Below are 20,489 nucleotides of genomic sequence, written 5' to 3' on the forward strand. Positions count from 1 at the left end.
CGACGGCAGGCGGTCCCCCACATGGAACTAACCCCTCGTTTGCTCGTTTGTCGGATCATCTTTGGGTAGTGTGTTGTATGGAGGCGAAGGGAACAGAAGGTGCTAACGCGCGTGAACGCATCGGATCCCGCGTGTACAGGATCGGAACGACCGACCTCCCATTATTCTTTTTGGGGGCGTCAAACCCTCGCCCGGCAGTTCTTCATCGCCGGCAGCGCATTCTCCCTGGCGGCGATGGCCCTTGTCGGGTTATTCGTGACACAGCTTATCGAGCAGACTGTTACTCGCAATGCCGCCTCTGCCACAGCTCTATATGTCGATAGCATAATTGCTCCTCTCCTCCCTGATATGGCGAGCAACGATATTCTCGATGAGACGAGTAGCCGCGCCCTTGATGAAACCCTTGCGCAAGGTCCGTTGGGCGAGCGGCTAAAAGCATTTCGTCTATGGGCTCGTGACGGCCGGATCCTGTATTCGAGTGACCCGTCTCAAATCGGAGGACAGTTTACGCCAAGTGAGGATTTGAAAAAGGCATTCGGCGGAGAGCTTGTTGCCGAGTTCGACGAACTCGACGATATCGAAAGTGCGGCCGAGCGGGAGTCTGGCCTTCCGCTGCTCGAGATCTATAGCCCGCTTCTGCAACCATGGTCCGGTGAAGTTGTTGCTGTCACGGAATTTTACGAAGTTGCACAGGGTTTGAAGGCGGATCTGTCCGTGGCCCGATGGCAGAGTTGGAGCGCGGTGGCGACTGTCACGCTTGCGTTCTTTCTCTCGCTGTCAGCAATCGTTTTCCGAGGAAGCAGGACAATCGACCACCAAAGTAGGGAGCTTCAGTCTCGCGTTTCGGAACTCACACAGCTTCTCAGCCAAAATGACGCTTTGAAGTCTCGAATTCAGCGCGCAGCCGCTGCGACAACTGCCCTGAACGAAAGCTATCTTCGCAATCTCGGAGCAGACCTCCACGACGGTCCGGCGCAACTGGTCGCCTTCGCCGCTTTGCGTGTCGATAGCGGTCTGTTGACTGATCCCACCACTTCCACGGAACGCCGGGAGAAAGAAGTCAGTGTCATCAAGACCAGTCTTGATGAGGCTATGACTGAGATACGCACGATATGCAGCGGACTGGTGCTGCCGCATATCGAATCAATCAGTCTCGAAGAGATGTTGGCAGAGTTGCTAAACAGCTATGGCGCGCGCACCGGCACGGCAGTCGAACTACACAATCGTGCTATAGTCTCGATTTTGCCGATAGCGGCAAAAATCTGCATTTATCGTTTCATTCAGGAAGCTCTCAACAACGGTTACAAACACGCTGCCGGGGTCGGCCAGTGGATCGCCATAGCGCCCTATGGTGATGGGATCGAGGTCCAAGTCGGCGACGCAGGGCCTGGGCTCTTACGTCAGAGCTCAGGTGGTAGCAGCATCGGTTTGGCCGGAATGAGAGACCGAGTTGAAAGCCTAGGTGGTGCATTCAGCGTAGCGACTGCCCCCGCTGGCACAATAGTGACAATGAGATTGCCGCTCCACGACATGGAGACATCGACATGAATACCATCCGCGTTGCGGTCGTTGACGACCACCCCATCTTCCGGGAGGGGGTAGCGAGTTGCTTAATCGAGATTGGTGGTTACGACATCGTCGGTAAAGGCGGAAGTTGTGACGATGCCCTGGCGATCGCACAACAGGTTGATCCCGACGTCATGCTGTTAGATATCTCGATGCCGGGAGGTGGCCTCAATGCTGTGGCCTCAATCCTGGATCGGCGACCGGCGCAAAAAATCATCATGCTAACCGTATCGGAATCTCATTCAGATATCGCAACGGCCTTGAAGCTGGGAGCCAAGGGCTACGTGCTTAAAGGTGTCGGATCTCGAATGCTCTCGGAAATCTTGCGCGCTGTACAGGGCGGCGAGATGTACCTGTCGCCAACCCTATCCGCGCGGATGATCGCAGGTTTGTCGCACACAGCGGCCTCTGCAGGACCAGTAGGGATTGGGGAACTGACGGAGCGCGAGCACGCCGTTCTGCGCCTTGTCTCAGCGGGGTTGAGCAATAAAAGAATTGCGCGCGATCTCGACCTTCATGAGAAGACGATTAAACATCATTTGACGCGTATATTCACTAAATTGAACGTCAGCAACCGGACCGAGGCGGCGATGGCCTTCCGGGATGCAGGTGAAACGCACCGGCCATCCGCTGGTTAGGGCATGATCGTCTTGAGCCAAAGCCGCATACGGTCCTGCGCGGTTGCCCTTCGGTTGACAATTGTTCGACCTCTCGGATCTTTCATGATGAAGCGGCCTTTGACGACCTGCTCCTGGTAGCCATTACGATAGCGAACGGCAACGGAATTGGGCGTGACTTCCTTCTTGGTTACGGAGGCAGCGCGACCCTTTGCTTTGCCATTGGAGCCATTTGGCCCCTTGCCTTTGCCGTCGGACTCGCCCTTGCCGCCTTTGCTATCAGATCCCCCCTTGTCGCCCCCGCCGCCGCCATTTCCGCCGCCGTTCTTCGCATCCGCGCTGGCAAGCGTGATGGAGGGGACGCTTGCCTTCCACCTGACATGAACGGGTACTGCAGCGACCGCCAAGGCGATGCTGATCGTTAACACGGCGGTTGCGGGTTTGTAGGGCTTCATCATACTCATCCTGCGTTCTTGCCGATGAAACGCGCAAGAACATTATACGTTCATTCATGTGGCTGAAGTTGGGACTGATGTCGGAATGACCGGTCCATTGGTCCAGTCTGGGAAAGCCTTTAGTCCTGTCCTCTTCGGCAGAAGCCTCATCCCTGGAACACCGCCAGCGGTCTTCCGTTGACGGCTCCGTGTGCATTCTAAGCGCGCAGAGCAACAATCGGAAGGAATGAGCCTCATGAATATCGTCTCGAGAAAAGCGATCGCTGCTGTCCTGCTGGGCAGCACTGCCTTCATGGGTGGAATGGCCATCGCACAGGACCAATCCGTAGATGGCGCCGGCACGTCGCAGAACGGTGCAAAGGTGATTCTCCCCCAGGACGGAGCGTCCGGCGAGGTGGACACAAGGGCCGGCGCGAACACGTCGGTGGAGGGAAGTGAAGTTGGCGCCGATGCTGCTGCGTCAAAGAAGCTCGAAAACGGTTCTGTAGCCGAAAGTTCTGCGCAGTCCGAGAGCAGCGGCAGCAACTCCGAGACAGCCAGATCGGCGGGTAGCGGCGTGGACGAAGACAATGCGAAGTCCCCACAGCTTGACGCCAATGGGCAACCCTCGACGGCCGCAACTGTCGAAAAAGATGCTAAAGCTTCGGCTGACGCGCCAGCCACCGAGCAATCCAATGAGGCCGCGACAAGCGAGCCGTCGAACGAAATCACGGCGAGCATCGATATTACGACCGAGCAGCGCACAGAGATTCGCAACGTGATCGTCAAGACCAAGGCGGAGCCCGTCGATCTCGATATCGAGGTCAATGTCGGCGTCATCGTTCCCAGGACGGTCGAGCTTCGGCCGTTGCCGTCCCGCATCATCGAAATCGTACCGGCCTACCGCAGCTACGAATATTTCGTGCTGGCCGATGGCCGCATCATCATCGTCGAACCTGGCACTTTGGAGGTGGTTTACGTTATCGCCGCGTGATCGACGAGTTGAGACCCTTGAGAAGGGGCGAGCATCACCGCCCCTTCGTACTTCCGAAAAGGAACTAAATTATGACGAAACGCGCGTTCGATAAGTCGGCCGATCAAGAGTTCAGCGTAGGCCTTCCCGTAGGAATTATTGTCTTCTGCATGCTTGGAATTTCCGCCTATCTTGCTGTTATGGGTGTGGAGATCCCGCCGCCTTCAACGAAGGTGTATCTGGCCTCGGACGTTAAAGGAAACCCGTGATGTTGTCCCTCGCGTTCGAACGTATGTCCACAACACTCCTGGAGTTCAGGGAAATGAGCAGGTCTCTCTATCGGTATCTCCTAACACGGTTGGAGAACAACGAACCAACGATCGCTTCGCTCGAGCAGACGATTGAGGACATCAAGGCAATATTAGCTGCCAGCAACGTCCCGATCCCGGAGGGGCTCGCTCAACTCCACCAGTCCGGCACCATCAAGATCATCGATGATGTCCCAGCTGGAAAGATCGAGACAATTCTCATGGCGAGAGCAGATCGTGCCGGCGCAAGCGAACCGTCACGAACGGGGGAAGTAAAGTAGCCAGTGCGGAAGCGCTTTCGAAGACGCGGCAAGGACGACGACGCCGCTGGCGCAGCATTCACAATTTTGAGCGTTTGACAGCCGGTCTCACGATATAGAGAGAACCAGACGCCTCCTTTCGCGTTCCAAACGCGAACACGGGGAGTGACCCATGAATCGACGAATTGGCTTTCAAATCCTGGCACGCAGTGGTTATGTCGCTCGAGGGATCGTGTTCCTTCTTCTGGCGGCTTTGGCACTGTACACGGGAACTGCGACGACGAAATCTGCGCTCGATTCCCTGCTTGACCAACCATTCGGCCGGTTATGGCTTGGGCTGATTGGCTTAGGCCTTGTTGGGTTCGTGGCCTGGCGACTGGCGCAATCGATCGCTAACGCTGACAATCACGAGCAGGACTTCAAGGGCTACACGGTCAGGGCCATGTTGTTTGGCAGCGCGGCGGTTTACATAAGCCTCGCGTACTACAGCTTTGACCACGCGTTTGGCATTGCGGCTGCACGAAGCTCCGACGGTGAAAAGGACCTCGCCGGTTGGGCAATGGCGCAACCGTTTGGTCGCTACTTCGCAGCGTTGATCGGGTCCGGTTTCTTGGTCGGGGGCGTGGTCACGGTCGCAAAAGGCGTGATGGGAAAATACGAGCGATACCTTGAACCGCAGGCAAGGGGTAGCACGCTGATAAAAATCATCTGCGTGTACGGGCTTGGCGCTCGCGGCGTCCTGTTTGCGGTCGCCGGTGTATTCTTCTGTTATGCGGCGTTCACTCTCGATCCTCAACAAGCAGGCAGCCTTGCTGATGCACTCATTTGGTTGCGTCAACTGCCGTTTGGAGGGATCCTCTATGTACTGGCGGCACTAGGTCTATTCTCATTTGGCGGATACAATCTTATCGAGGCACGGTATCGGTTGGTCCACGCGCCCGATCTGGGTGACGCGCGAAAAGCGGTTTCGCCGAACGAACAGTCCGGATTAGAAGATTGCCCTCCCCGGCGGTAAAAGCTGGGCGTCTGGTCCGCTACCGTACAGAGCTCGCTTAACGGACGATTCAGTTACCTGTACTACGGTTGCCGGCTGACGCTGAACGCAGGCATGACGCCGAGCAACCGCCCGATGTGTGGGCATCCTTGTCGTCATGGATTGACTATGACCGTTACTCCGCGACTTCGCGCCCGCCTTTTTGCCGTCTCGATGACGAGCGCACTAATTTTATCAACGCTCGGTGGACTAGCATATGTCGTGTCAGCCGCAATCTCCTCCATGGCTGCATCGGCTGACGAGATGGACGATATGCGCGCGCTGGCAGCAGCGAAAGGCGCTTTAGACGCGTTGAGAAAACAACTGGGCGCAACCGTCAGAGACAACGCCTATTGGGACGACGCTTACTTAAGCCTTAAGGGAAATGGAGCGCAGGCCTGGGCAACTGAAAACTGGGGAGCCACAACCGCTGATTACCCATTGTATGATACCGCAATCGTTTTAGACGCGGCAGGTAGCGCCTTAATGGCCTACCATAAGGGCATAACCCTGACCGACGAAGCTGTTGAGCGTTTCTTTCTCGGTAAGCTTCCCAAAATCGTTGCCGCCGCGCGTGATGTTGAATATGCCGCGGACGACCTTCCTGTCGCTTTTGCAAAAACGAGCGAGGGGATGGCACTGGTTGGCGCGGCGGCAATTCAGCCAGCCGATGATGCCGAATTTGACATGAAAAACGCCAACGTGCTCCTCTTTTCTAAGCAGATGAGTGCGAACGTCGTAGCCGAGATCGCTCGGACATTCAGTATTGCAGGTCTGGCAGTGGAGGTTGGGCTGGGAAACCCAGCGATGCTGCATGCAGACGTGCTGGATATTGACGGCCATGAGATCGGAAGGGTGACGTGGCCGCCGATGCATCCTGGGACTGCAAGCTATATTCGTGCGCGGCCAACGATTATCCTAGCTGCAATAGTGCTCGTATCTGTCCTCCTAGCTGTGGTGATCTGCGGACTCTTGATATTTCGTGGCCTGCGGAAAAGTGAACAGGTCTCTAGATACAAGGCACGCCATGATGCCCTTACAGGCCTTTGGAACCGAGCTGGGTGCCTGGAACAGCTCGATGAAATGCTACGTCCCGAGACTGGAGGATCCAATGCAAACCTATATATCCTTGACCTTGACGGCTTCAAACCAGTTAACGACGCGTGGGGACACCCGGTTGGCGATAAACTGATTAACGCAGTTGCCGTGAGACTCCTAGAGGGCCTTCCTGTAAGCGCTATCGTGGCACGTCTCGGTGGCGATGAATTCGCGGTACTGAGCGCAACCGATAATATCGGATCCAATTTCACCGTGCATGAAACCATCCTCCGCGCGCTATCGATACCGTTCAAAATCGAGGGGAGAACGATAGAGATCGGTGGCAGTATCGGCTGGGCAAGGGCCGGGAACGGTGCGCTGGACAGCACTGAACTTCTCCGGCGCGCTGATCTCGCTTTATACCGGGCAAAGAGCGTCGGGCGAGGTGTAGCGGTTGAATACGAACCCGGCTTGGACGAAGAAGCGATCTGGCATGCTGAACTCGAGCAAGAGCTGCGCCTGGGTCTCCTGGCAGGCGAAATCCACGTCGTATTCCAACCATTGATCGAGGCATCCACCCGCGAGATCGGAGGCGTGGAAGCTCTCGCACGATGGACCAGTCCGACACGAGGACCGATATCGCCAGAGACCTTTATTGGCGTCGCTGAAAAGGCCGGTTTGATCGATCAACTCGGTCTTCAGGTCTTGCGAATGGCAATTCAAGAGAGTGCACAATGGCCGTCTATAGGGGTGGCCGTGAATATCTCTCCTCTTCAACTAAAGAACCCCTATCTCTGCAGGCAGATCAAAGAGGTGCTCGAGGAATATCGTTTCCACCCCGCTCGCCTGACAATCGAGGTAACTGAAGGGGTATTTATCTCTAATCCAGACCAGGCAAAGCGAGCGTTTGACGGATTGCGTAAACTGGGGGTCAAGATCGCACTCGATGACTTCGGATGCGGCTATGCCAGTATTGGCACACTAAGAGAGTTCGGATTTGATAGCATGAAAATCGACCGCTCCCTCGTCTTCAACCTTGACAAGGAGGGCAATGGCGGAGCTGTGCTGCATGCAACGATAGCCCTTGCGAACGCGTTGAATCTGCCTGTAACGGCAGAAGGAATCGAGACCGAAGCGCAGGCTACGGCCGTTCGCCTGTCGGGTTGCGACCGTCTCCAGGGTTACCTCTTCAGCAAACCAGTCGATGCAACAGAAATCACACGACGGTACTTCAAGGAACACCAACAATTGGTCTGCTAATCGGCACGTTTTCGAAATGTCTTCCGTGGCTCGCCTAGGCCATATGACCCGACCCAAAGCTGCCTATCGTATCCGGTTCCGTGTTTATCGGCTTTTTGCCCCAGTGGAGACAAGGGCGGTAACGTCGACGTCAAACCGTTCTACGATTTTTGACGTCCTCCCACGGGCCGGTTCGACTAAATGCAGCAAAAAAGAGCTGCTTCCGGTGATGCTGTTGCTCAATCTCAGGTCCCGAAATCTTCTGTCCGACGTAGATTCCGTAATGGACTATGTATCCCTCGACCAAAACAGCATGCTTCACCGTGACTTTCACTGGGGTGATGGTCATTGGTTTCCTCCGCTTGGCAGCTTTGACACGGACCTGGCGGAAGCAAAAACTCGATTATATGGTAAAGGCCTATGTCGTAAGCACTGGGATGCCTCAATAGCCATTTTCTTTTACACCGTCATGAAGAAGCTCGGGATCAAAATCAGCCGGGCGATGGGCATCAGGTGTACTCGAGCACTTCTATGACCGCCCCTTAAGTCGATCGTTGCCGGCACTCAATCCTGTGTAAACGGTGTATGAAATTAGTACGAATATCGACAGTGGCTCGAGGGAATTAAGGTTTTGAAGACCAAAAGGCCTTGCGCAATCTCCGGTAGCTTGGATCGATCGAACAGAAGGATAGGTTGGCCGAGCTCCAGGATGGAGCCTGATTCGAGGAATGAACATGCCGCACCGGTACCTTCGCCGCATCGCGCCAAAACACGCGCCGGCCGACGATCTGGCTCGTGCAATTGCCGATATAGATGAACGACTTGAGCAAATTAGACACGCCAACGAGCCCATTCCATTTGACGCCTATCGCGCTCGGCGAATTCTGGGAGAGGCACATGCCCGCTGCTCCAAGCGAGTGGGGCCCCCTATCCCCATACTTTCCAACACACGAGCTGCACGGATCGATTCGATACCTAGATCAGATCGATCCCGCAGGGACCCGGTTGAGCGTCACGAGGCGCTCCCGGGTTTTCCCTATCCACCATCCGAGCCCCAAGATTTAACGGGTTGTCTTACGCCGATGCCGAGGACAGATTTGCGTTTCCGCAAATCAGTATGCGGCTTGCATGCCTATGAAGGGACAACTATGGCCTACGACTGGACCGGCGAAACGACGCGTAAACGCAATCGATTGAAGCTGGCAATGAGCATAGTCCTGAGCCTCACCATCGTTCTCGGTATCCCCGCGGCGCTCTCACCGTTCATGTGAAACGCAACTAATGAAACCGCACAAAGGCAAGCCAGGCACCGCCCATTCTTAGGACTTACTCACACTTTAAAGCTTACTGTCGAGCCTGCCAAATTATCTGCTGATGGTCGGTTTGGCGCATTTTGTCGGCGTGCATAGATGGAAATCGCGGAGTTGAGCGCAATCGTCCATGCGCCTCTCAAACCGTTGAAGTCAGCGCGACCACGATTGCGTCCTTGCCGTCGTCGTCCAGGCGGTCTTCCTGATCGGCAGTGGGGCGCTGAAAAACAACGTCACGGTTGCCATCGCGGCGGCAGCGTTCGTAGCGCTCTTTTTTCCTCGACGTGCCCTTCCCGCTGATCATCGTCGCGGCCGGGCTTGTAGGCTACATCGGGGGGCGGGCGGGCGGGCGGGTCTTCCTGCGTTCAAGGCAGGCTGGGCACAAGTCGGGATCGGGCAAGATACTGGAAGACAGCAATTCCGTTCTCGGCGAGGATATCCCGCATCACGCCAGGCCCAATCTCGCCTGGTCGCTCGAGACCTCCGGTGCTCTGGCGGCGCTCTGGCTCATTCCCGTCGCGGGGCTGGTCCTGGCGCTCGGCTGGGACACCGTGTTCTCGAAGATCGCTCTGTTCTTCAGCCAGATGGCCGTCGTGACCTTCGGCGGCGCCTATGCGGTCCTTGCCTACGTGGCTCAGGCTGCCGTGGAAAACCACGGCTGGCTCCGTCCGGGAGAAATGCTCGATGGCCTTGGCATGGCCGAGACGACGCCCGGTCCGCTCATCATGGTGACGCAGTTTGTCGGTTTTCTCGCGGGCTATCGCGATCCGGGGGCACTGTCTCCTCTGGCAGCGGCGACGTTTGGCGCGATCTTGACGACCTGGGTGACCTCCCTGCCAAGCTCCTCTGGATATTCGCCGGGGCGCCCCTCATCGAGAAAATGCGCGGCAACGTCGCGCTCGGCGGCGCGATGTCGGCAATCACGGCGGCGGTCGTCGGAGTCATTCCTAACCTCGCAGTCTGGTTCGGCACAAACGTGCCGTTCGCCAAGGTCAAGTCTGTCGCCCTAGGTCCGCTCACCTTCGACGCGCCTGTCCCCGGATCGCTGCTCCTGCCGTCGCTGGTCCTGACCGTGTTGGCAGCGCTCGCCATCTTTCGTCTCTGCGTGTCCGTCATCGCGGTCCTAGCGATGTCGGCCGCTGTCGGGAGCGGCTGGCAATTGGTCATGCGAGGCTAGGGATAGGAACGCGTCCATGACGGGAACTGCGGCGAGAAACTCAAATCCAAATGGCTGCGAGATCTCTTTTGGTCTAGGAGGGATACGAACTGCCGCCCCGCCGATTGGAGTCGAATCACCCGCCTGGCAATGAGTCCGGCCATTCCTGCGCACCATGTAGGACGCGAAGAATACGGATTGTTGTCTCGGCAACGGTATATGCCACGATATAAGGCGTGCCGTTGATCACAAGTTCGCGCGTCCCGGCAATCCTACCAACGCGCCCGCTCGCGGGAAAATCGATTAGGCGACGAGTGGCGCCCACGATCCGTTCGTCGATCAAGATGGCGGCTGAAGGATTGACTGCCTCAGTATATGTGAAAATGCCGTCGCGATCCGATAATGCAAACGCAGACCAAGTGAGCTTCACGATTTGGATGCAACGGATTTGCGACGGGCCGCCGCTCGACGTTGCGCAAAATGCGAACCGACTTCTTCATCGGACACATCTGGTCGAGTATCGCTCAACGCTTCGAGCACCCTCGCGCGAAACCAAGCATCATGCGCTTCACTTCTCGAAAGAAGCTCAAGTGGCAGCGCACCCTCGTTGGCTGTACGGGTTAGCAAAATACGGACCGCATCAGATACCGTAAGTCCCATGCTCTCAAGCACGGCGGAGGCACGGTCCCGAACGTCGGAATCAATGCGTGTTTGGACAAGAGCGTTTGCAGCCATAGCTATCTCCCATATCTAAGGAGATAGTAATGCAATTGCATGACGAACGCCAGAGTGGAACTCAAACCATTTTCGCGCCGCCATGTGCTAATTAAGCTCTTGAAAGGACTCGAACCGCCGACCCCGCCGCTTAGTCGTTTTACTCAAGCCTAGTTTTTGGCCTACTACTTGCCGTCGGGAACCGCCGAGTTAGCAGCTGACAGTCTGCTCTCGTGACGAAATCAGAAATGCGGCCACCGTAGTGTTCGGACATTTGCGGGCCCAAGCGTGGGTCAGCCCTATCAGACTTTCGGCTCGCTTCAGTTGACAATCTCCATATATCCTATAATCTGGATATATGGAAAGCATCGCAGCAATAGCGGCGCTCGGCGCCTTGGCTCAAACAACGCGGCTGGAGACCTTCCGCCTCCTCGTGCGGCACGAACCCGACGGTATACCCGCCGGTGAACTCGCCCGTCTCGTCGACGTGCCGCAGAACACCATGTCGGCGCATCTCGCGACGCTTTTGCGGGCAGGCCTGGTCACGAGCGAGCGGCAGAGCCGATCGATCATTTATCGCGCCGACCTCAACCGCCTGCGTGAGCTGACGCTATTCCTGCTGAAGGACTGCTGCGGCGGATCGACGGAGCTTTGCGCCCCGCTGATCGCCGAATTGGCGCCCTGCTGCAGCCCGAAGGCGAAGGTGTCATGAGCACCATCAAGTTAGAGCAGATCACAGGCAGCGATGCTGACCTCAAGGCGGCATTGACGGACGCCCATCTGCCTACCGATGACATAGAGGATAGTGGACGGACCTTCTTCAAGGCGCTGTCAGCGGATGGCCAGATCGTTGGTTTCTCCGGTGTCGAGCGCTGCGATGGCAATTACCTCCTCCGTTCAGTCGTCTTGCATCCGGATCGACGCGGAACCGGCCTCGGCAAAGCCGTCGTCGAGGCGACGGTGGCGAGTCTCGACCCTGGCGGCGTCTTCCTCGTAACGACGAGCGCGGCTTCCTTCTTCGCGAGCATCGGATTTTCTGAAGTGCCGCGGGACAGCGTGCCTGCTGCGGTGCTGGCGACACGCCAGCTTTCCTCTATCTGCCCATCATCGGCGACCATTATGAAGCTTATCAAGCCGCCGAGCTAACCACGGACCACGACCATGACCGACAAAACCTACAACGTGCTGTTCCTCTGCACGGGCAATTCCGCTCGCTCTATTCTCGCCGAATCCATCCTCAACAAGGAAGGCGGCGGACAGTTCAAAGCCTTCTCGGCAGGCAGCCAGCCGAAGGGCGAGGTCAATCCGCATGCCCTGAAGGAACTGGAGGCACTCGGCTATCCATCGACGGGCTTCTCGTCGAAGAGCTGGGATGTGTTCGCGGGACCCGGTGCTCCACAGATGGATTTCATCTTCACGGTCTGCGACAGCGCCGCCGGCGAAGCTTGTCCGGTCTGGATCGGCCATCCGATGACGGCGCATTGGGGTGTCGAGGACCCGGCAGCCGCCGTCGGATCGGACGTCGAGATCCAACGTGCTTTCGCCCAGGCCGCCCGCTTCCTCAAGAACCGCATCACGGCCTTCATCAACCTCCCGCTTGCCTCGATCGATCGCATGGCGCTGGAGACCGGGCTCCGCCAGATCGGTGCGATGGAGGGTACGACCAGCCCCGAAGGAAAGTCCGCCTGATGTCCACCTTCGAACGCTATCTCACCATCTGGGTCTTCCTTTGCATCATCGTAGGCGTGGCCGTTGGCCACGTCATGCCCGGTTTCTTCCAGATCATCGGCGCGGCCGAGGTCGCCAAGGTGAACATTCCCGTCGCGATCCTGATCTGGCTGATGATCATTCCGATGCTGCTCAAGATCGATTTCCGGTCTCTGGCGCAGGTCGGCACCTACTGGCGCGGTATCGGCGTGACCTTGTTCATCAACTGGGCTGTCAAGCCGTTCTCCATGGCGCTGCTCGGCTGGCTGTTCATCGGCTGGCTATTCCGCCCCTACCTGCCTGCCGACCAGATCGACTCCTATATCGCGGGGCTGATCATTCTCGCCGCGGCTCCCTGCACCGCTATGGTGTTCGTCTGGAGCAACCTGGCGCGCGGGGAGCCATTGTTCACGCTGTCTCAGGTCGCGTTGAACGATGCCATCATGGTCGTCGCCTTTGCTCCGATCGTTGGCCTGCTGCTCGGTCTCTCCGCCATCACCGTGCCGTGGGATACGCTCGTTCTCTCCGTCGCCCTCTACATCATCGTGCCCGTCATTATCGCGCAGATCATCCGCCGCCGCCTCACGGTTGGCGGTACGACGCGGGCACTGGATGGCGTGCTGGCGAGGTTGCAGCCGATCTCACTGGTGGCGCTGCTCGCGACGCTGGTTCTTCTCTTCGCCTTTCAGGGTGAACAGATCATCGCCCAACCCGCCGTCATCGGCTTGCTCGCCATCCCGATCCTGATTCAGGTCTGCTTCAACTCCGGGCTCGCCTATCTGCTCAACCGGATAACCGGCGAACGGCATTGCGTTGCCGGGCCGTCGGCGCTGATCGGCGCCAGCAACTTCTTTGAACTCGCGGTCGCGGCCGCCATCAGCCTTTTCGGCTTCCAGTCTGGCGCGGCGCTCGCCACCGTCGTCGGCGTGCTCATCGAGGTTCCGGTCATGCTTTCCGTCGTCTGGATCGTGAACCGCTCGAAGGACTGGTACGAGGCCGCCCCCGCTGTTTCCAGAACCACCGCCACCGAAAGGCACTGACCATGGACACGACCATCTATCACAACCCCGCCTGCGGGACGTCCCGCAACACGCTGGCGCTGATCCGCGCTGCCGGCATCGAACCTGTTGTCATTGAGTATTTGCTGAACCCGCCGACACGCGAGCAGCTTGCAACGATGATCGCGGACGCTGGCTTGAACGTTCGGGAAGCCATTCGGGAGAAAGGCACGCCCTATGCCGAACTCGGGCTCGACAATCCGGACCTTACCGATGACCAGTTGCTGGATGCGATGGTCGCGACGCCGATCCTCATCAACCGTCCTTTCGTGGTGACGACGCTTGGCACTAGGCTCGCCCGTCCTTCCGAGGCTGTCCTCGATATCCTGCCGGAGACGTTCGATGGACCATTCTTCAAGGAAGACGGCGAGCAGGTTCTCGACCAGGAAGGAAAGCGCATTGCCTGACACGCTTCCCGCTTTGCAGGATCAGCACCTGCACTCGACCGATCTCGATGCCCTGCGCCCGGCATTCTCGACGCACAAGCCGCGTATCCTGATCCTCTACGGCTCCCTGCGCGAGGTGTCGTATAGCCGCCTCCTTGCCTTCGAGGCACGCCGGTTGCTTGAACGGCTGGGATGCGAGGTTCGCATGTTCGACCCGAAGGGCTTGCCGCTCCCGGATGAAGCGCCGGTGAGCCACCCCAAGGTGCAGGAGCTGCGGGAGCTTTCCCAATGGTCGGAAGGGCAAGTGTGGGTGAGCCCGGAACGCCACGGCGCGATGACTGGCATCATGAAGTCGCAGATCGACTGGATTCCGCTTTCGGTCGGATCGGTCCGGCCGACGCAGGGCAAGACGCTCGCCGTCATGGAGGTCTCGGGCGGTAGCCAGTCGTTCAATGCCGTGAACCAGATGCGTATCCTCGGTCGCTGGATGCGGATGATCACCATCCCCAACCAGTCCTCCGTCGCCAAGGCCTATCAGGAGTTCGACGCTGACGGCCGGATGAAGCCCTCGCCCTACTACGACCGGGTCGTGGACGTCTGCGAAGAACTGGTGAAGTTCACCATCCTCACGCGCAATGCTTCGGCCTATCTCACCGACCGCTATAGCGAGCGCAAGGAACAGGCGGCCGAACTTGAGAAGCGCGTGGCGTTGCGGTCAATTTGACGGGCTCGGGCTGGCGACGAGGGTCCGCTTCGTCGCCATCGCCACCGAGATAAAGGCAGCTATGCCTATAAAACCGAGAGCCGCGCTCAAGATGAGCGACGCGCCTATGCCGAACTGCTCCATCGTCGCCGCGAAGGCGAAGGGGGCTGCTGCGCCTGCAGCCAGTCTTGAGGCGGCCATCTTACCGGTCAGCGCGCCGTATCCGTCGGAGCCGAACAGGTAGAGGGGCAAGCTGCCCTGGGCGATGCTGTTGATGCCCGATCCGAGGCCAAGGCAGATCGAGAAGGCAACGGCACCGGGAAGCCAATTGCCGGACAGCGCCAGGATGACGACACTCAGGACCATGAGTGTTGCGGAGACCACCGCAAGGCCCGGCGGTGCGAGCCGCGTGCCGAAGATCATGTTGATCAGGCGGCTAAGAACCTGGGCCGGGCCAAACAGCGAGCCGATGACGACGGCGGCGCTTCCGAAGCCGAGCGCTCCGAGCATCGGCACCATATGCGCCAGCATCGCGCCAAGGGTGAAGCTGATCAGCGCGAATGCAGCCGACACGACGACGACCGCGCCGCGCCGACGCTCGCGCGGAATGGCCCCGATGACAGGATCGCGCATCGGTCTTTGCCCACCGGCCGCGGCCACCTTGCCTTTCCGCATGATCCAGGCGTGGAACGGCATGCAGACGAGAAGGTTGAGACCGGCATAGACGAGGTAGATTTCTCGCCAGGACAGATAGCCAAGCAGCGCCGTGGCGATCGGCCAGAAGATCGTCGAAGCAAATCCCGCGATCAGCGTGAGATAAGTGATACTCCGCGATGCTGACCGGGGATCGGCCTCGACCAGCGCCGCGAAGGCAGCCTGATACTGGACCATGCCGGACGATATCTCCAACAGGACGATGGCCAGCGCGAAGACGGCCACTGATGGCGACCAGGCGCAGAGGATCAAGGTCAGCGCGGACAATGCCGAGCCGATCGCCATAACCGTCGCGGCGCCCATGCGATCCATCTGCCGGCCGATGTAGGGCGCTGATAGACCGCCAACGAAGAGCGAGGCGGAGAAGACGGCAAAGACCTGCGCGACGGTGATGCCAAGATCCGCCGCCATGCCGGGCGCCAGGATGCTGAAGCTGTAATAGAGGGTGCCGTAACCAATGATCTGGGTAAGGCCGAGCGCGGCGACGATACCGACAGGTACATTCCGATCACGCAACGACGTCGCCCTCGTTCCGGGCAGGATCCGGCTTGCAACAGCCATCGGACCGCTGGACACCCTCACGGATGACCGGATGGCCGGCGCAGCAGTCCTCCATCAGGAACTTTACGAGTTCGGCCAGGGCATCGTAGCTGGCGCTGTAGACGATCGAGCGGGATTCCCGCCGCTGCGCGATCAGGCCCGATCGCTCCAATTCCTTCAGATGGAAGGATACGTTCGAGGGCGACACGCCCATACGCTCTGCGATCAGGCCGGCGGCCAACCCGTCCGGTCCGGCGACGACCAAGGTGCGGACGATGGCGAGGCGGGTCTCCTGCGACAGGGCCGCGAATGACGTGAGGGCTTGACGCTCATCCATATTTCAATAATCCATGAATCATTGAATAACCGGAGTAGCGCACAAGAACGCGATCGGCAAGCGAGTTTCCAGCGATACTACGTATGGCGCGCTTCTCTGCCTGCTTGCGTCCGCCGCTGATTTTTTTCTACGAAGAGCAGCCCATGACGGGCATCTACTATGTCATCGATTTCAAGGTGGGTGCGTTTACGCGCAGAGCGTTGTTTTCCGTACCAGCATCGCGTGCGTCTGCCAGATCTGATGCCTGCATCATGATCGCCCGTCAGAGAGAAGCTCTTCGATGATGGTAAGCATGGTACCAAGTTGGTACGGCTTGTCTAAAACGGCGTCGAAAAGTCCAGGATGTGCACGGCCGATAGATGCCTGCGCCCCGCTTACTAGAACGATCGGCAGTTCCTTCTTGTCTGCATTGTCGCGGACGGCTTGAGCAAGCTCAAGTCCGGTCATCGCAGGCATCATATAGTCGGTGACGATGAGATCCACGCTCTTCGAACGAATCATCTCAAGTGCTGCCAGCCCGTTCGGCGCCGCCAAAGCTTCGTGCCCAGCGTCTTCCAAGAACGACACCAGCATGTCGGCCAGGAGGAATTCATCCTCGGCGACTACGATCACCGCCATGTTTCGTCTCGGCTCGAGTGTCTCACAGGGTCATTGCTCCAAAGGTTGGGCGATACCTGTCGCCGCGCCTGCCACCGGTTGGAGCGGTAACGCAACCTTGACCCCCTGGTTCCCAATCGCAATTTCATGGATTATCGGCTCAAATTCGCCGTCTCTGACCTTGAGAACGGATATTACGCGCTTCAGTCGAGACTCGAGCTCCACGTGGCGCAGCATGATGAGATTATCGACAACGCTGGAAATCTCGGGTCCCGGAGCTGCGACCGTCGGGCCGAAAATGTCCCGCAACTCCCAGGTTGCAACGGTTGTCGTGCCCAAAGCGCGAAGTTGGTTTGTTAAAGCAGCAAAAAATTCCACCAGCCGCGGCCGATAAACCGCGGCTCTTTCGAAGCCGCCCAGCCCATCTATAAACAGGCGTTTTACCTTGTTTCGGGTCACGCGCTGCAAGAGATCATGGGCCAGTTTGTCGAGGATATTTTCCGTCAGCGGGTGCCAGGCGAAATCGAGATGGCCCGATGTGTGCTTTTCCTCGAGGTCGATGTCAAACGCGCGGGCTTTCGCAAACAGTCTGGCCGGTGTCTCGTAGAAACCAAAGTGCAGGGCGGGCTCTTCTTCGCTCGCCTGCTGCAAGAAGTTTATGCCGAACGACGTTTTCCCACTTCCCGATGGGCCAAACAACAACGTCACAGAGCCACTTGGAACACCGCCCCCCAGCAGGCGGTCGAGCCCTTGAATACCTGACGGTACGCGCGCATTGTGGAAGACCTTGTCCTCCAATCCGCTCCCTATCGATTCCAGCCTCGGCCAGACCGAGATGCCGGTTGCAGCAATCTCGAACTGGTGAAAGCCTCCAAGCGCTGCGCTGCCACGCGACTTCTTGACCTGCAACCGCCGGAGCGAGCGCACGCCGGCCAGTTCGTCATGCAGTTCGATGACGCCATCAACCATCGTATGTTCCGGGCTTTCTTCCTTGACCCGGGCACTCGTCAGAAAAAGCACGGTACATCCGACAAATGCGGCTTGGCTTTGCACCTCCGCTACGAAGGTTTTGACGTCGAGATCTGAATGGGAGGTATCCCGGGCGTTCAACAATCCATCGAATATGAGAAGCGACGCATTATTACGCTGCGTTTCCTTCCGCAGAAGCTTCACGACGGCGCTCAGTCCATCGTCTCTCAGCGTCTGAAACACGCTCATATAAGTGATGTCACGCCCAAGCCGCGCGCGATCAAAGAAATCGAATGTGCTTAGTGATTGGAACAGCCGGTCATGAGTCTCGGCCAGCAGCGTTACGTAAAGGACCTTGCGATCCTTCAAAATGTTGGAGAACGCAACCTGGTTTGCAAAAATCGTTTTTCCCGCGCCAGGCTGGCCCTGGATGATATAGGAAGCGCCTTCGATGAAGCCCCCTCCCAGAATATCGTCCAGCCCAGCGATGCCCGATCGAAGTCTTGGAAGAAGCGTGCTCACGTGTGACCCTCATCTAATCGGGTGCACCTTATAAAAGCGGTGTGGATTTGCAAAGCAAAAGACGGCTCTGTGTCCCCCTGCATGCAAGGGCAACGGGCGAAACAAGCTTTGGGCTTTCAGCGGGTGGATCGGGCCTTGCCCTCTTGCGACGCAGGTTAAATTGACAAAGATTGATCCTTGCCTATCAACCGCTTCCAAAATCGCGCGAAGGGAGCATATACCGTCCTTTGACGAGCCAGAGATCCTGCACCATGCATTTTATTAGAACGACAAGAGGGGAAATGAGTGAGCGGATCGCCGGCAATGACTGGGAGGCGACGGATTTCGGCCCGCTTCAAAGCTGGCCGGACGAACTCAAGATGACAATCAACCTCTGCCTCGGCACGACGATGCCCACCGCGATCTATTGGGGAAAGGACTTGCGCCTGCTCTACAATGATGCGTGGGCTCCCATTGCGGGCGAAAAGCATCCGTGGGCGCTGGGGCGTCCGGCACAGGAGGTATGGTCTGACATCTGGGATGTCATTCAACCTCAACTTCATGCCGTGCTCGAAACAGGCATAGGCTTTTCTGTAAAAGATCAGATGCTGCCTATGAGCAGGGGCGGCCGTATCCAACAGACGCATTGGGACTATAGTTTCACGCCTATCCACGACGCGGATGGAGCCGTAGTCGGCATATTCAATCAGGGGAACGAGACGACCGCTCGCTTGTCTGCCGAACGGGCGCTGCGCGCGAGCGAACAAAGGCTGGAATACGCGCTAGGAGCGACCGATATTGTCGGAACATGGGACTGGGACGTTCCGAATGACAGGGTATTTGCAGACGCGCGTTTTGCAAAACTTTACGGTGTGGATCAGGCGCGCGCGGCTGAGGGCGTCTCGATCTTGGAGTTCTTTCAAGGCGTTCATCCAGAAGACTTGCCCCAGCTGCGAAGCGCCGTTGAGATTGCGATAAGCACCGGCACGCTCTTTTCGCAAGAGTACCGGCTTCTTCACGCGGATGGTAGCGTGCGCTGGGTGATTGCGGAAGGCCGACCCGTCCTGACGCCGAATGGCACGCCGCTTCGCTTTCCGGGCATCAGCTTCGATATAACGCAACGAAAGAATGCCGAGACCGCGCTACGCGAAAGCGAGGAACGCTTTCGCGCCATAACGAACTCCATCGATCAAATGATTTGGTCGACCAAACCCGACGGCTTTCATGATTTCTACAACTCAAGATGGTATGAATTCACGGGCGTGCCTTACGGCTCCACTGACGGCGAAGCCTGGAATGATATGTTTCATCCAGATGATCAGGAACGCGCTTGGGCAACCTGGCGTCACTGTCTTGCGACAGGAGAGCCTTACCACATCGAATACCGGCTGAGACATCATAGCGGTCACTACCGCTGGGTTCTCGGGCGCGCCCAAGCCGTTCATGACGACAACGGAACCATCACCCGATGGTACGGCTCGTGCACCGACATTCAGGATATCGTCGATGCTCGTGAGGTCCTGGCGAAGTCGCGTGGGGATCTCGAGCGAGAGATTGCGGATCGCACAGCCAAGCTGATGGAAACCGAAGCGCATTTGCGCCATGCCCAGAAAATGGAGGCGATCGGACATCTGACGGGTGGTATTGCGCACGACTTCAACAATATGCTGGCGGTGATCCTCGGTGCGATCACCATGCTGGAAAGGCGAGCAGCACGCGGCGAGACGGACTTGACGCGCTACATCGAGGCCGCCAAGGACGGCGCCAATCGCGCCGCATCGCTTACCCACCGCCTCCTCGCCTTTTCCCGCAGGCAGTCCCTTGAACCCGTTGTACTCGATGCCAATCGACTGGTGCAGGGGCTGAAAGATTTGCTGGAGCACGCTCTGGGGCAGGCGATCGACGTCGAGATCCGCATGCAGACGGGGCTTTGGACGATACGAGCCGATGCCAGCCAGCTCGAAAATGCGCTCTTGAACCTCGCCGTCAATGGTAGAGACGCGATGCCTGCCGGCGGAAAGCTCACTATCGAGGCGGCAAATGCGAACATTTCGAAAGAATACGCAACGGAAAACGCCATCACAGCCGGTCAATATGTAGTGCTGACCGTCACCGACACCGGCATCGGAATGGACGAAGACACGGTCGCGAAAGCGTTCGATCCGTTCTTCACCACGAAAGATGTAGGCAAAGGGTCAGGTCTCGGCCTCAGCCAGATATTCGGCTTTGTCAGACAGTCGAACGGGCACGTGAAGATTTTCTCGAGACTGGGCTCTGGAACGACCGTCAAAATCTATCTTCCCCGTCATCACGATCAGAACTAGGCCGC

At 57.9% G+C, this 20,489-nt stretch carries 22 protein-coding genes and 1 pseudogene; 15 read left to right on the forward strand and 8 right to left on the reverse strand.

Features of this window, described 5'->3' with window-relative positions; all coding sequences use genetic code 11:
* The first annotated feature begins 111 nt into the window (after window positions 1–111).
* Window positions 112–1,548 (forward strand): sensor histidine kinase, encoded by a 1,437-nt coding sequence (locus GB927_RS26775; protein ID WP_256120284.1) that lies wholly within the window; start codon window positions 112–114, stop codon window positions 1,546–1,548.
* On the forward strand, window positions 1,545–2,204 hold the full coding sequence (locus tag GB927_RS26780) for a response regulator (RefSeq protein WP_256120285.1): 660 nt from the start codon (window positions 1,545–1,547) through the stop codon (window positions 2,202–2,204). The genes GB927_RS26775 and GB927_RS26780 overlap by 4 nt, the downstream gene beginning before the upstream one ends.
* Here GB927_RS26780 and GB927_RS26785 read toward each other — a convergent pair.
* The gene (locus tag GB927_RS26785; RefSeq protein ID WP_256120286.1) at window positions 2,201–2,638 is read right to left on the reverse strand and encodes a hypothetical protein; all 438 of its coding nucleotides are present in this window, start codon (window positions 2,636–2,638) and stop codon (window positions 2,201–2,203) included. The genes GB927_RS26780 and GB927_RS26785 overlap by 4 nt on opposite strands.
* Window positions 2,639–2,873: 235 nt before the next feature.
* Between GB927_RS26785 and GB927_RS26790 the strand changes: the two genes are divergently transcribed.
* The 5 genes from GB927_RS26790 (at window position 2,874) to GB927_RS26810 (ending at window position 7,489) form a co-directional block, all read left to right on the forward strand.
* Window positions 2,874–3,611, forward strand: coding sequence for a DUF1236 domain-containing protein (locus GB927_RS26790; protein ID WP_256120287.1), 738 nt, complete (start codon window positions 2,874–2,876; stop codon window positions 3,609–3,611).
* A 71-nt stretch (window positions 3,612–3,682) separates the two neighbouring features.
* Window positions 3,683–3,859: a hypothetical protein gene (locus tag GB927_RS26795; RefSeq protein ID WP_256120288.1), complete on the forward strand. Its 177-nt coding sequence runs from the start codon at window positions 3,683–3,685 to the stop codon at window positions 3,857–3,859.
* Window positions 3,859–4,179 carry a hypothetical protein gene (locus tag GB927_RS26800; protein WP_256120289.1) on the forward strand — a complete coding sequence of 107 codons (321 nt, stop codon included), beginning with the start codon at window positions 3,859–3,861 and terminating at the stop codon, window positions 4,177–4,179. The genes GB927_RS26795 and GB927_RS26800 overlap by 1 nt, the downstream gene beginning before the upstream one ends.
* A gap of 151 nt (window positions 4,180–4,330) precedes the next feature.
* A complete protein-coding gene (locus GB927_RS26805; protein WP_256120290.1) occupies window positions 4,331–5,173 on the forward strand; it encodes a DUF1206 domain-containing protein in 843 nt (280 codons plus the stop codon).
* 192 nt (window positions 5,174–5,365) lie between these two features.
* On the forward strand, window positions 5,366–7,489 hold the full coding sequence (locus tag GB927_RS26810) for a putative bifunctional diguanylate cyclase/phosphodiesterase (RefSeq protein ID WP_256120291.1): 2,124 nt from the start codon (window positions 5,366–5,368) through the stop codon (window positions 7,487–7,489).
* 130 nt (window positions 7,490–7,619) lie between these two features.
* Here GB927_RS26810 and GB927_RS26815 read toward each other — a convergent pair whose 3' ends face one another.
* Window positions 7,620–7,817 carry a hypothetical protein gene (locus tag GB927_RS26815; RefSeq protein ID WP_256120292.1) on the reverse strand — a complete coding sequence of 66 codons (198 nt, stop codon included), beginning with the start codon at window positions 7,815–7,817 and terminating at the stop codon, window positions 7,620–7,622.
* Window positions 7,818–8,950: 1,133 nt separating this feature from the next.
* Between GB927_RS26815 and GB927_RS26820 the strand changes: the two are divergent.
* Window positions 8,951–9,955: pseudogene (locus tag GB927_RS26820) on the forward strand (chromate transporter); the annotation flags it as partial.
* A gap of 115 nt (window positions 9,956–10,070) precedes the next feature.
* Here the strand turns inward: GB927_RS26820 and GB927_RS26825 are convergent.
* Together GB927_RS26825 and GB927_RS26830 are read right to left on the reverse strand one after the other, a co-directional pair.
* Window positions 10,071–10,364, reverse strand: a complete 294-nt coding sequence (locus tag GB927_RS26825; RefSeq protein WP_256120293.1) for a type II toxin-antitoxin system RelE/ParE family toxin — start codon at window positions 10,362–10,364, stop codon at window positions 10,071–10,073.
* The gene (locus tag GB927_RS26830) at window positions 10,361–10,669 is read right to left on the reverse strand and encodes a type II toxin-antitoxin system RelB/DinJ family antitoxin (RefSeq protein ID WP_256120294.1); all 309 of its coding nucleotides are present in this window, start codon (window positions 10,667–10,669) and stop codon (window positions 10,361–10,363) included. Before GB927_RS26830 ends, GB927_RS26825 begins: the two co-directional genes overlap by 4 nt.
* Before the next feature lie 337 nt (window positions 10,670–11,006).
* Here GB927_RS26830 and GB927_RS26835 point away from each other — a divergent pair, with 337 nt between their 5' ends.
* Genes GB927_RS26835 through arsH form a run of 6 tightly spaced genes read left to right on the forward strand, consistent with a single transcriptional unit; the run spans window position 11,007 to window position 14,523 of the window.
* Complete coding sequence (locus GB927_RS26835) at window positions 11,007–11,360, forward strand: ArsR/SmtB family transcription factor (protein ID WP_256120295.1); 354 nt, start codon at window positions 11,007–11,009, stop codon at window positions 11,358–11,360.
* Window positions 11,357–11,794 (forward strand): arsenic resistance N-acetyltransferase ArsN2, encoded by a 438-nt coding sequence (gene arsN2, locus GB927_RS26840; RefSeq protein ID WP_256120296.1) that lies wholly within the window; start codon window positions 11,357–11,359, stop codon window positions 11,792–11,794. The genes GB927_RS26835 and arsN2 overlap by 4 nt, the downstream gene beginning before the upstream one ends.
* A gap of 15 nt (window positions 11,795–11,809) precedes the next feature.
* Entirely contained in the window at window positions 11,810–12,337 is a 528-nt protein-coding gene (locus GB927_RS26845; RefSeq protein WP_256120297.1) for an arsenate reductase ArsC, read from the forward strand.
* A complete protein-coding gene (gene arsB / locus GB927_RS26850; RefSeq protein ID WP_256120298.1) occupies window positions 12,337–13,395 on the forward strand; it encodes an ACR3 family arsenite efflux transporter in 1,059 nt (352 codons plus the stop codon). Before GB927_RS26845 ends, arsB begins: the two co-directional genes overlap by 1 nt.
* Complete coding sequence (arsC, locus tag GB927_RS26855) at window positions 13,392–13,820, forward strand: arsenate reductase (glutaredoxin) (protein ID WP_256120394.1); 429 nt, start codon at window positions 13,392–13,394, stop codon at window positions 13,818–13,820. Before arsB ends, arsC begins: the two co-directional genes overlap by 4 nt.
* On the forward strand, window positions 13,756–14,523 hold the full coding sequence (arsH, locus tag GB927_RS26860; protein WP_256120299.1) for an arsenical resistance protein ArsH: 768 nt from the start codon (window positions 13,756–13,758) through the stop codon (window positions 14,521–14,523). Before arsC ends, arsH begins: the two co-directional genes overlap by 65 nt.
* On the opposite strand, the gene arsK is transcribed toward arsH, so the two are convergent.
* The 4 genes from arsK to GB927_RS26880 all read right to left on the reverse strand — a co-directional run bounded on the left by arsK (window position 14,515) and on the right by GB927_RS26880 (window position 18,181).
* On the reverse strand, window positions 14,515–15,777 hold the full coding sequence (gene arsK, locus GB927_RS26865; protein ID WP_256120300.1) for an arsenite efflux MFS transporter ArsK: 1,263 nt from the start codon (window positions 15,775–15,777) through the stop codon (window positions 14,515–14,517). The genes arsH and arsK overlap by 9 nt on opposite strands.
* Window positions 15,725–16,093, reverse strand: a complete 369-nt coding sequence (locus GB927_RS26870) for an ArsR/SmtB family transcription factor (RefSeq protein ID WP_256120301.1) — start codon at window positions 16,091–16,093, stop codon at window positions 15,725–15,727. Before GB927_RS26870 ends, arsK begins: the two co-directional genes overlap by 53 nt.
* Window positions 16,094–16,342: 249 nt before the next feature.
* Entirely contained in the window at window positions 16,343–16,711 is a 369-nt protein-coding gene (locus GB927_RS26875; RefSeq protein WP_256120302.1) for a response regulator, read from the reverse strand.
* Between the two features lie 30 nt (window positions 16,712–16,741).
* Entirely contained in the window at window positions 16,742–18,181 is a 1,440-nt protein-coding gene (locus tag GB927_RS26880) for a DUF7125 family protein (RefSeq protein ID WP_256120303.1), read from the reverse strand.
* Between the two features lie 281 nt (window positions 18,182–18,462).
* Here GB927_RS26880 and GB927_RS26885 point away from each other — a divergent pair, with 281 nt between their 5' ends.
* Window positions 18,463–20,484 (forward strand): PAS domain-containing protein, encoded by a 2,022-nt coding sequence (locus tag GB927_RS26885; RefSeq protein ID WP_256120305.1) that lies wholly within the window; start codon window positions 18,463–18,465, stop codon window positions 20,482–20,484.
* Window positions 20,485–20,489: the final 5 nt, after the last annotated feature.

It is taken from the genome of Shinella lacus (assembly GCF_010994755.1).
Taxonomy (GTDB): domain Bacteria; phylum Pseudomonadota; class Alphaproteobacteria; order Rhizobiales; family Rhizobiaceae; genus Shinella; species Shinella lacus.

Bases quoted from the DNA above. Each gene is read 5' to 3' on its own strand.
- arsK (WP_256120300.1), bottom strand. From the start codon at position 15,777: ATGGCTGTTGCAAGCCGGATCCTGCCCGGAACGAGGGCGACGTCGTTG.
- GB927_RS26870 (WP_256120301.1), bottom strand. From the start codon at position 16,093: ATGGATGAGCGTCAAGCCCTCACGTCATTCGCGGCCCTGTCGCAGGAG.
- GB927_RS26885 (WP_256120305.1), top strand. From the start codon at position 18,463: ATGAGTGAGCGGATCGCCGGCAATGACTGGGAGGCGACGGATTTCGGC.
- GB927_RS26845 (WP_256120297.1), top strand. From the start codon at position 11,810: ATGACCGACAAAACCTACAACGTGCTGTTCCTCTGCACGGGCAATTCC.
- arsN2 (WP_256120296.1), top strand. From the start codon at position 11,357: ATGAGCACCATCAAGTTAGAGCAGATCACAGGCAGCGATGCTGACCTC.
- GB927_RS26805 (WP_256120290.1), top strand. From the start codon at position 4,331: ATGAATCGACGAATTGGCTTTCAAATCCTGGCACGCAGTGGTTATGTC.
- GB927_RS26830 (WP_256120294.1), bottom strand. From the start codon at position 10,669: ATGGCTGCAAACGCTCTTGTCCAAACACGCATTGATTCCGACGTTCGG.
- GB927_RS26785 (WP_256120286.1), bottom strand. From the start codon at position 2,638: ATGAAGCCCTACAAACCCGCAACCGCCGTGTTAACGATCAGCATCGCC.
- arsB (WP_256120298.1), top strand. From the start codon at position 12,337: ATGTCCACCTTCGAACGCTATCTCACCATCTGGGTCTTCCTTTGCATC.
- GB927_RS26780 (WP_256120285.1), top strand. From the start codon at position 1,545: ATGAATACCATCCGCGTTGCGGTCGTTGACGACCACCCCATCTTCCGG.
- GB927_RS26810 (WP_256120291.1), top strand. From the start codon at position 5,366: ATGACGAGCGCACTAATTTTATCAACGCTCGGTGGACTAGCATATGTC.
- arsH (WP_256120299.1), top strand. From the start codon at position 13,756: ATGGACCATTCTTCAAGGAAGACGGCGAGCAGGTTCTCGACCAGGAAG.
- GB927_RS26815 (WP_256120292.1), bottom strand. From the start codon at position 7,817: ATGACCATCACCCCAGTGAAAGTCACGGTGAAGCATGCTGTTTTGGTC.
- GB927_RS26875 (WP_256120302.1), bottom strand. From the start codon at position 16,711: ATGGCGGTGATCGTAGTCGCCGAGGATGAATTCCTCCTGGCCGACATG.
- GB927_RS26800 (WP_256120289.1), top strand. From the start codon at position 3,859: ATGTTGTCCCTCGCGTTCGAACGTATGTCCACAACACTCCTGGAGTTC.
- GB927_RS26790 (WP_256120287.1), top strand. From the start codon at position 2,874: ATGAATATCGTCTCGAGAAAAGCGATCGCTGCTGTCCTGCTGGGCAGC.
- GB927_RS26835 (WP_256120295.1), top strand. From the start codon at position 11,007: ATGGAAAGCATCGCAGCAATAGCGGCGCTCGGCGCCTTGGCTCAAACA.
- GB927_RS26795 (WP_256120288.1), top strand. From the start codon at position 3,683: ATGACGAAACGCGCGTTCGATAAGTCGGCCGATCAAGAGTTCAGCGTA.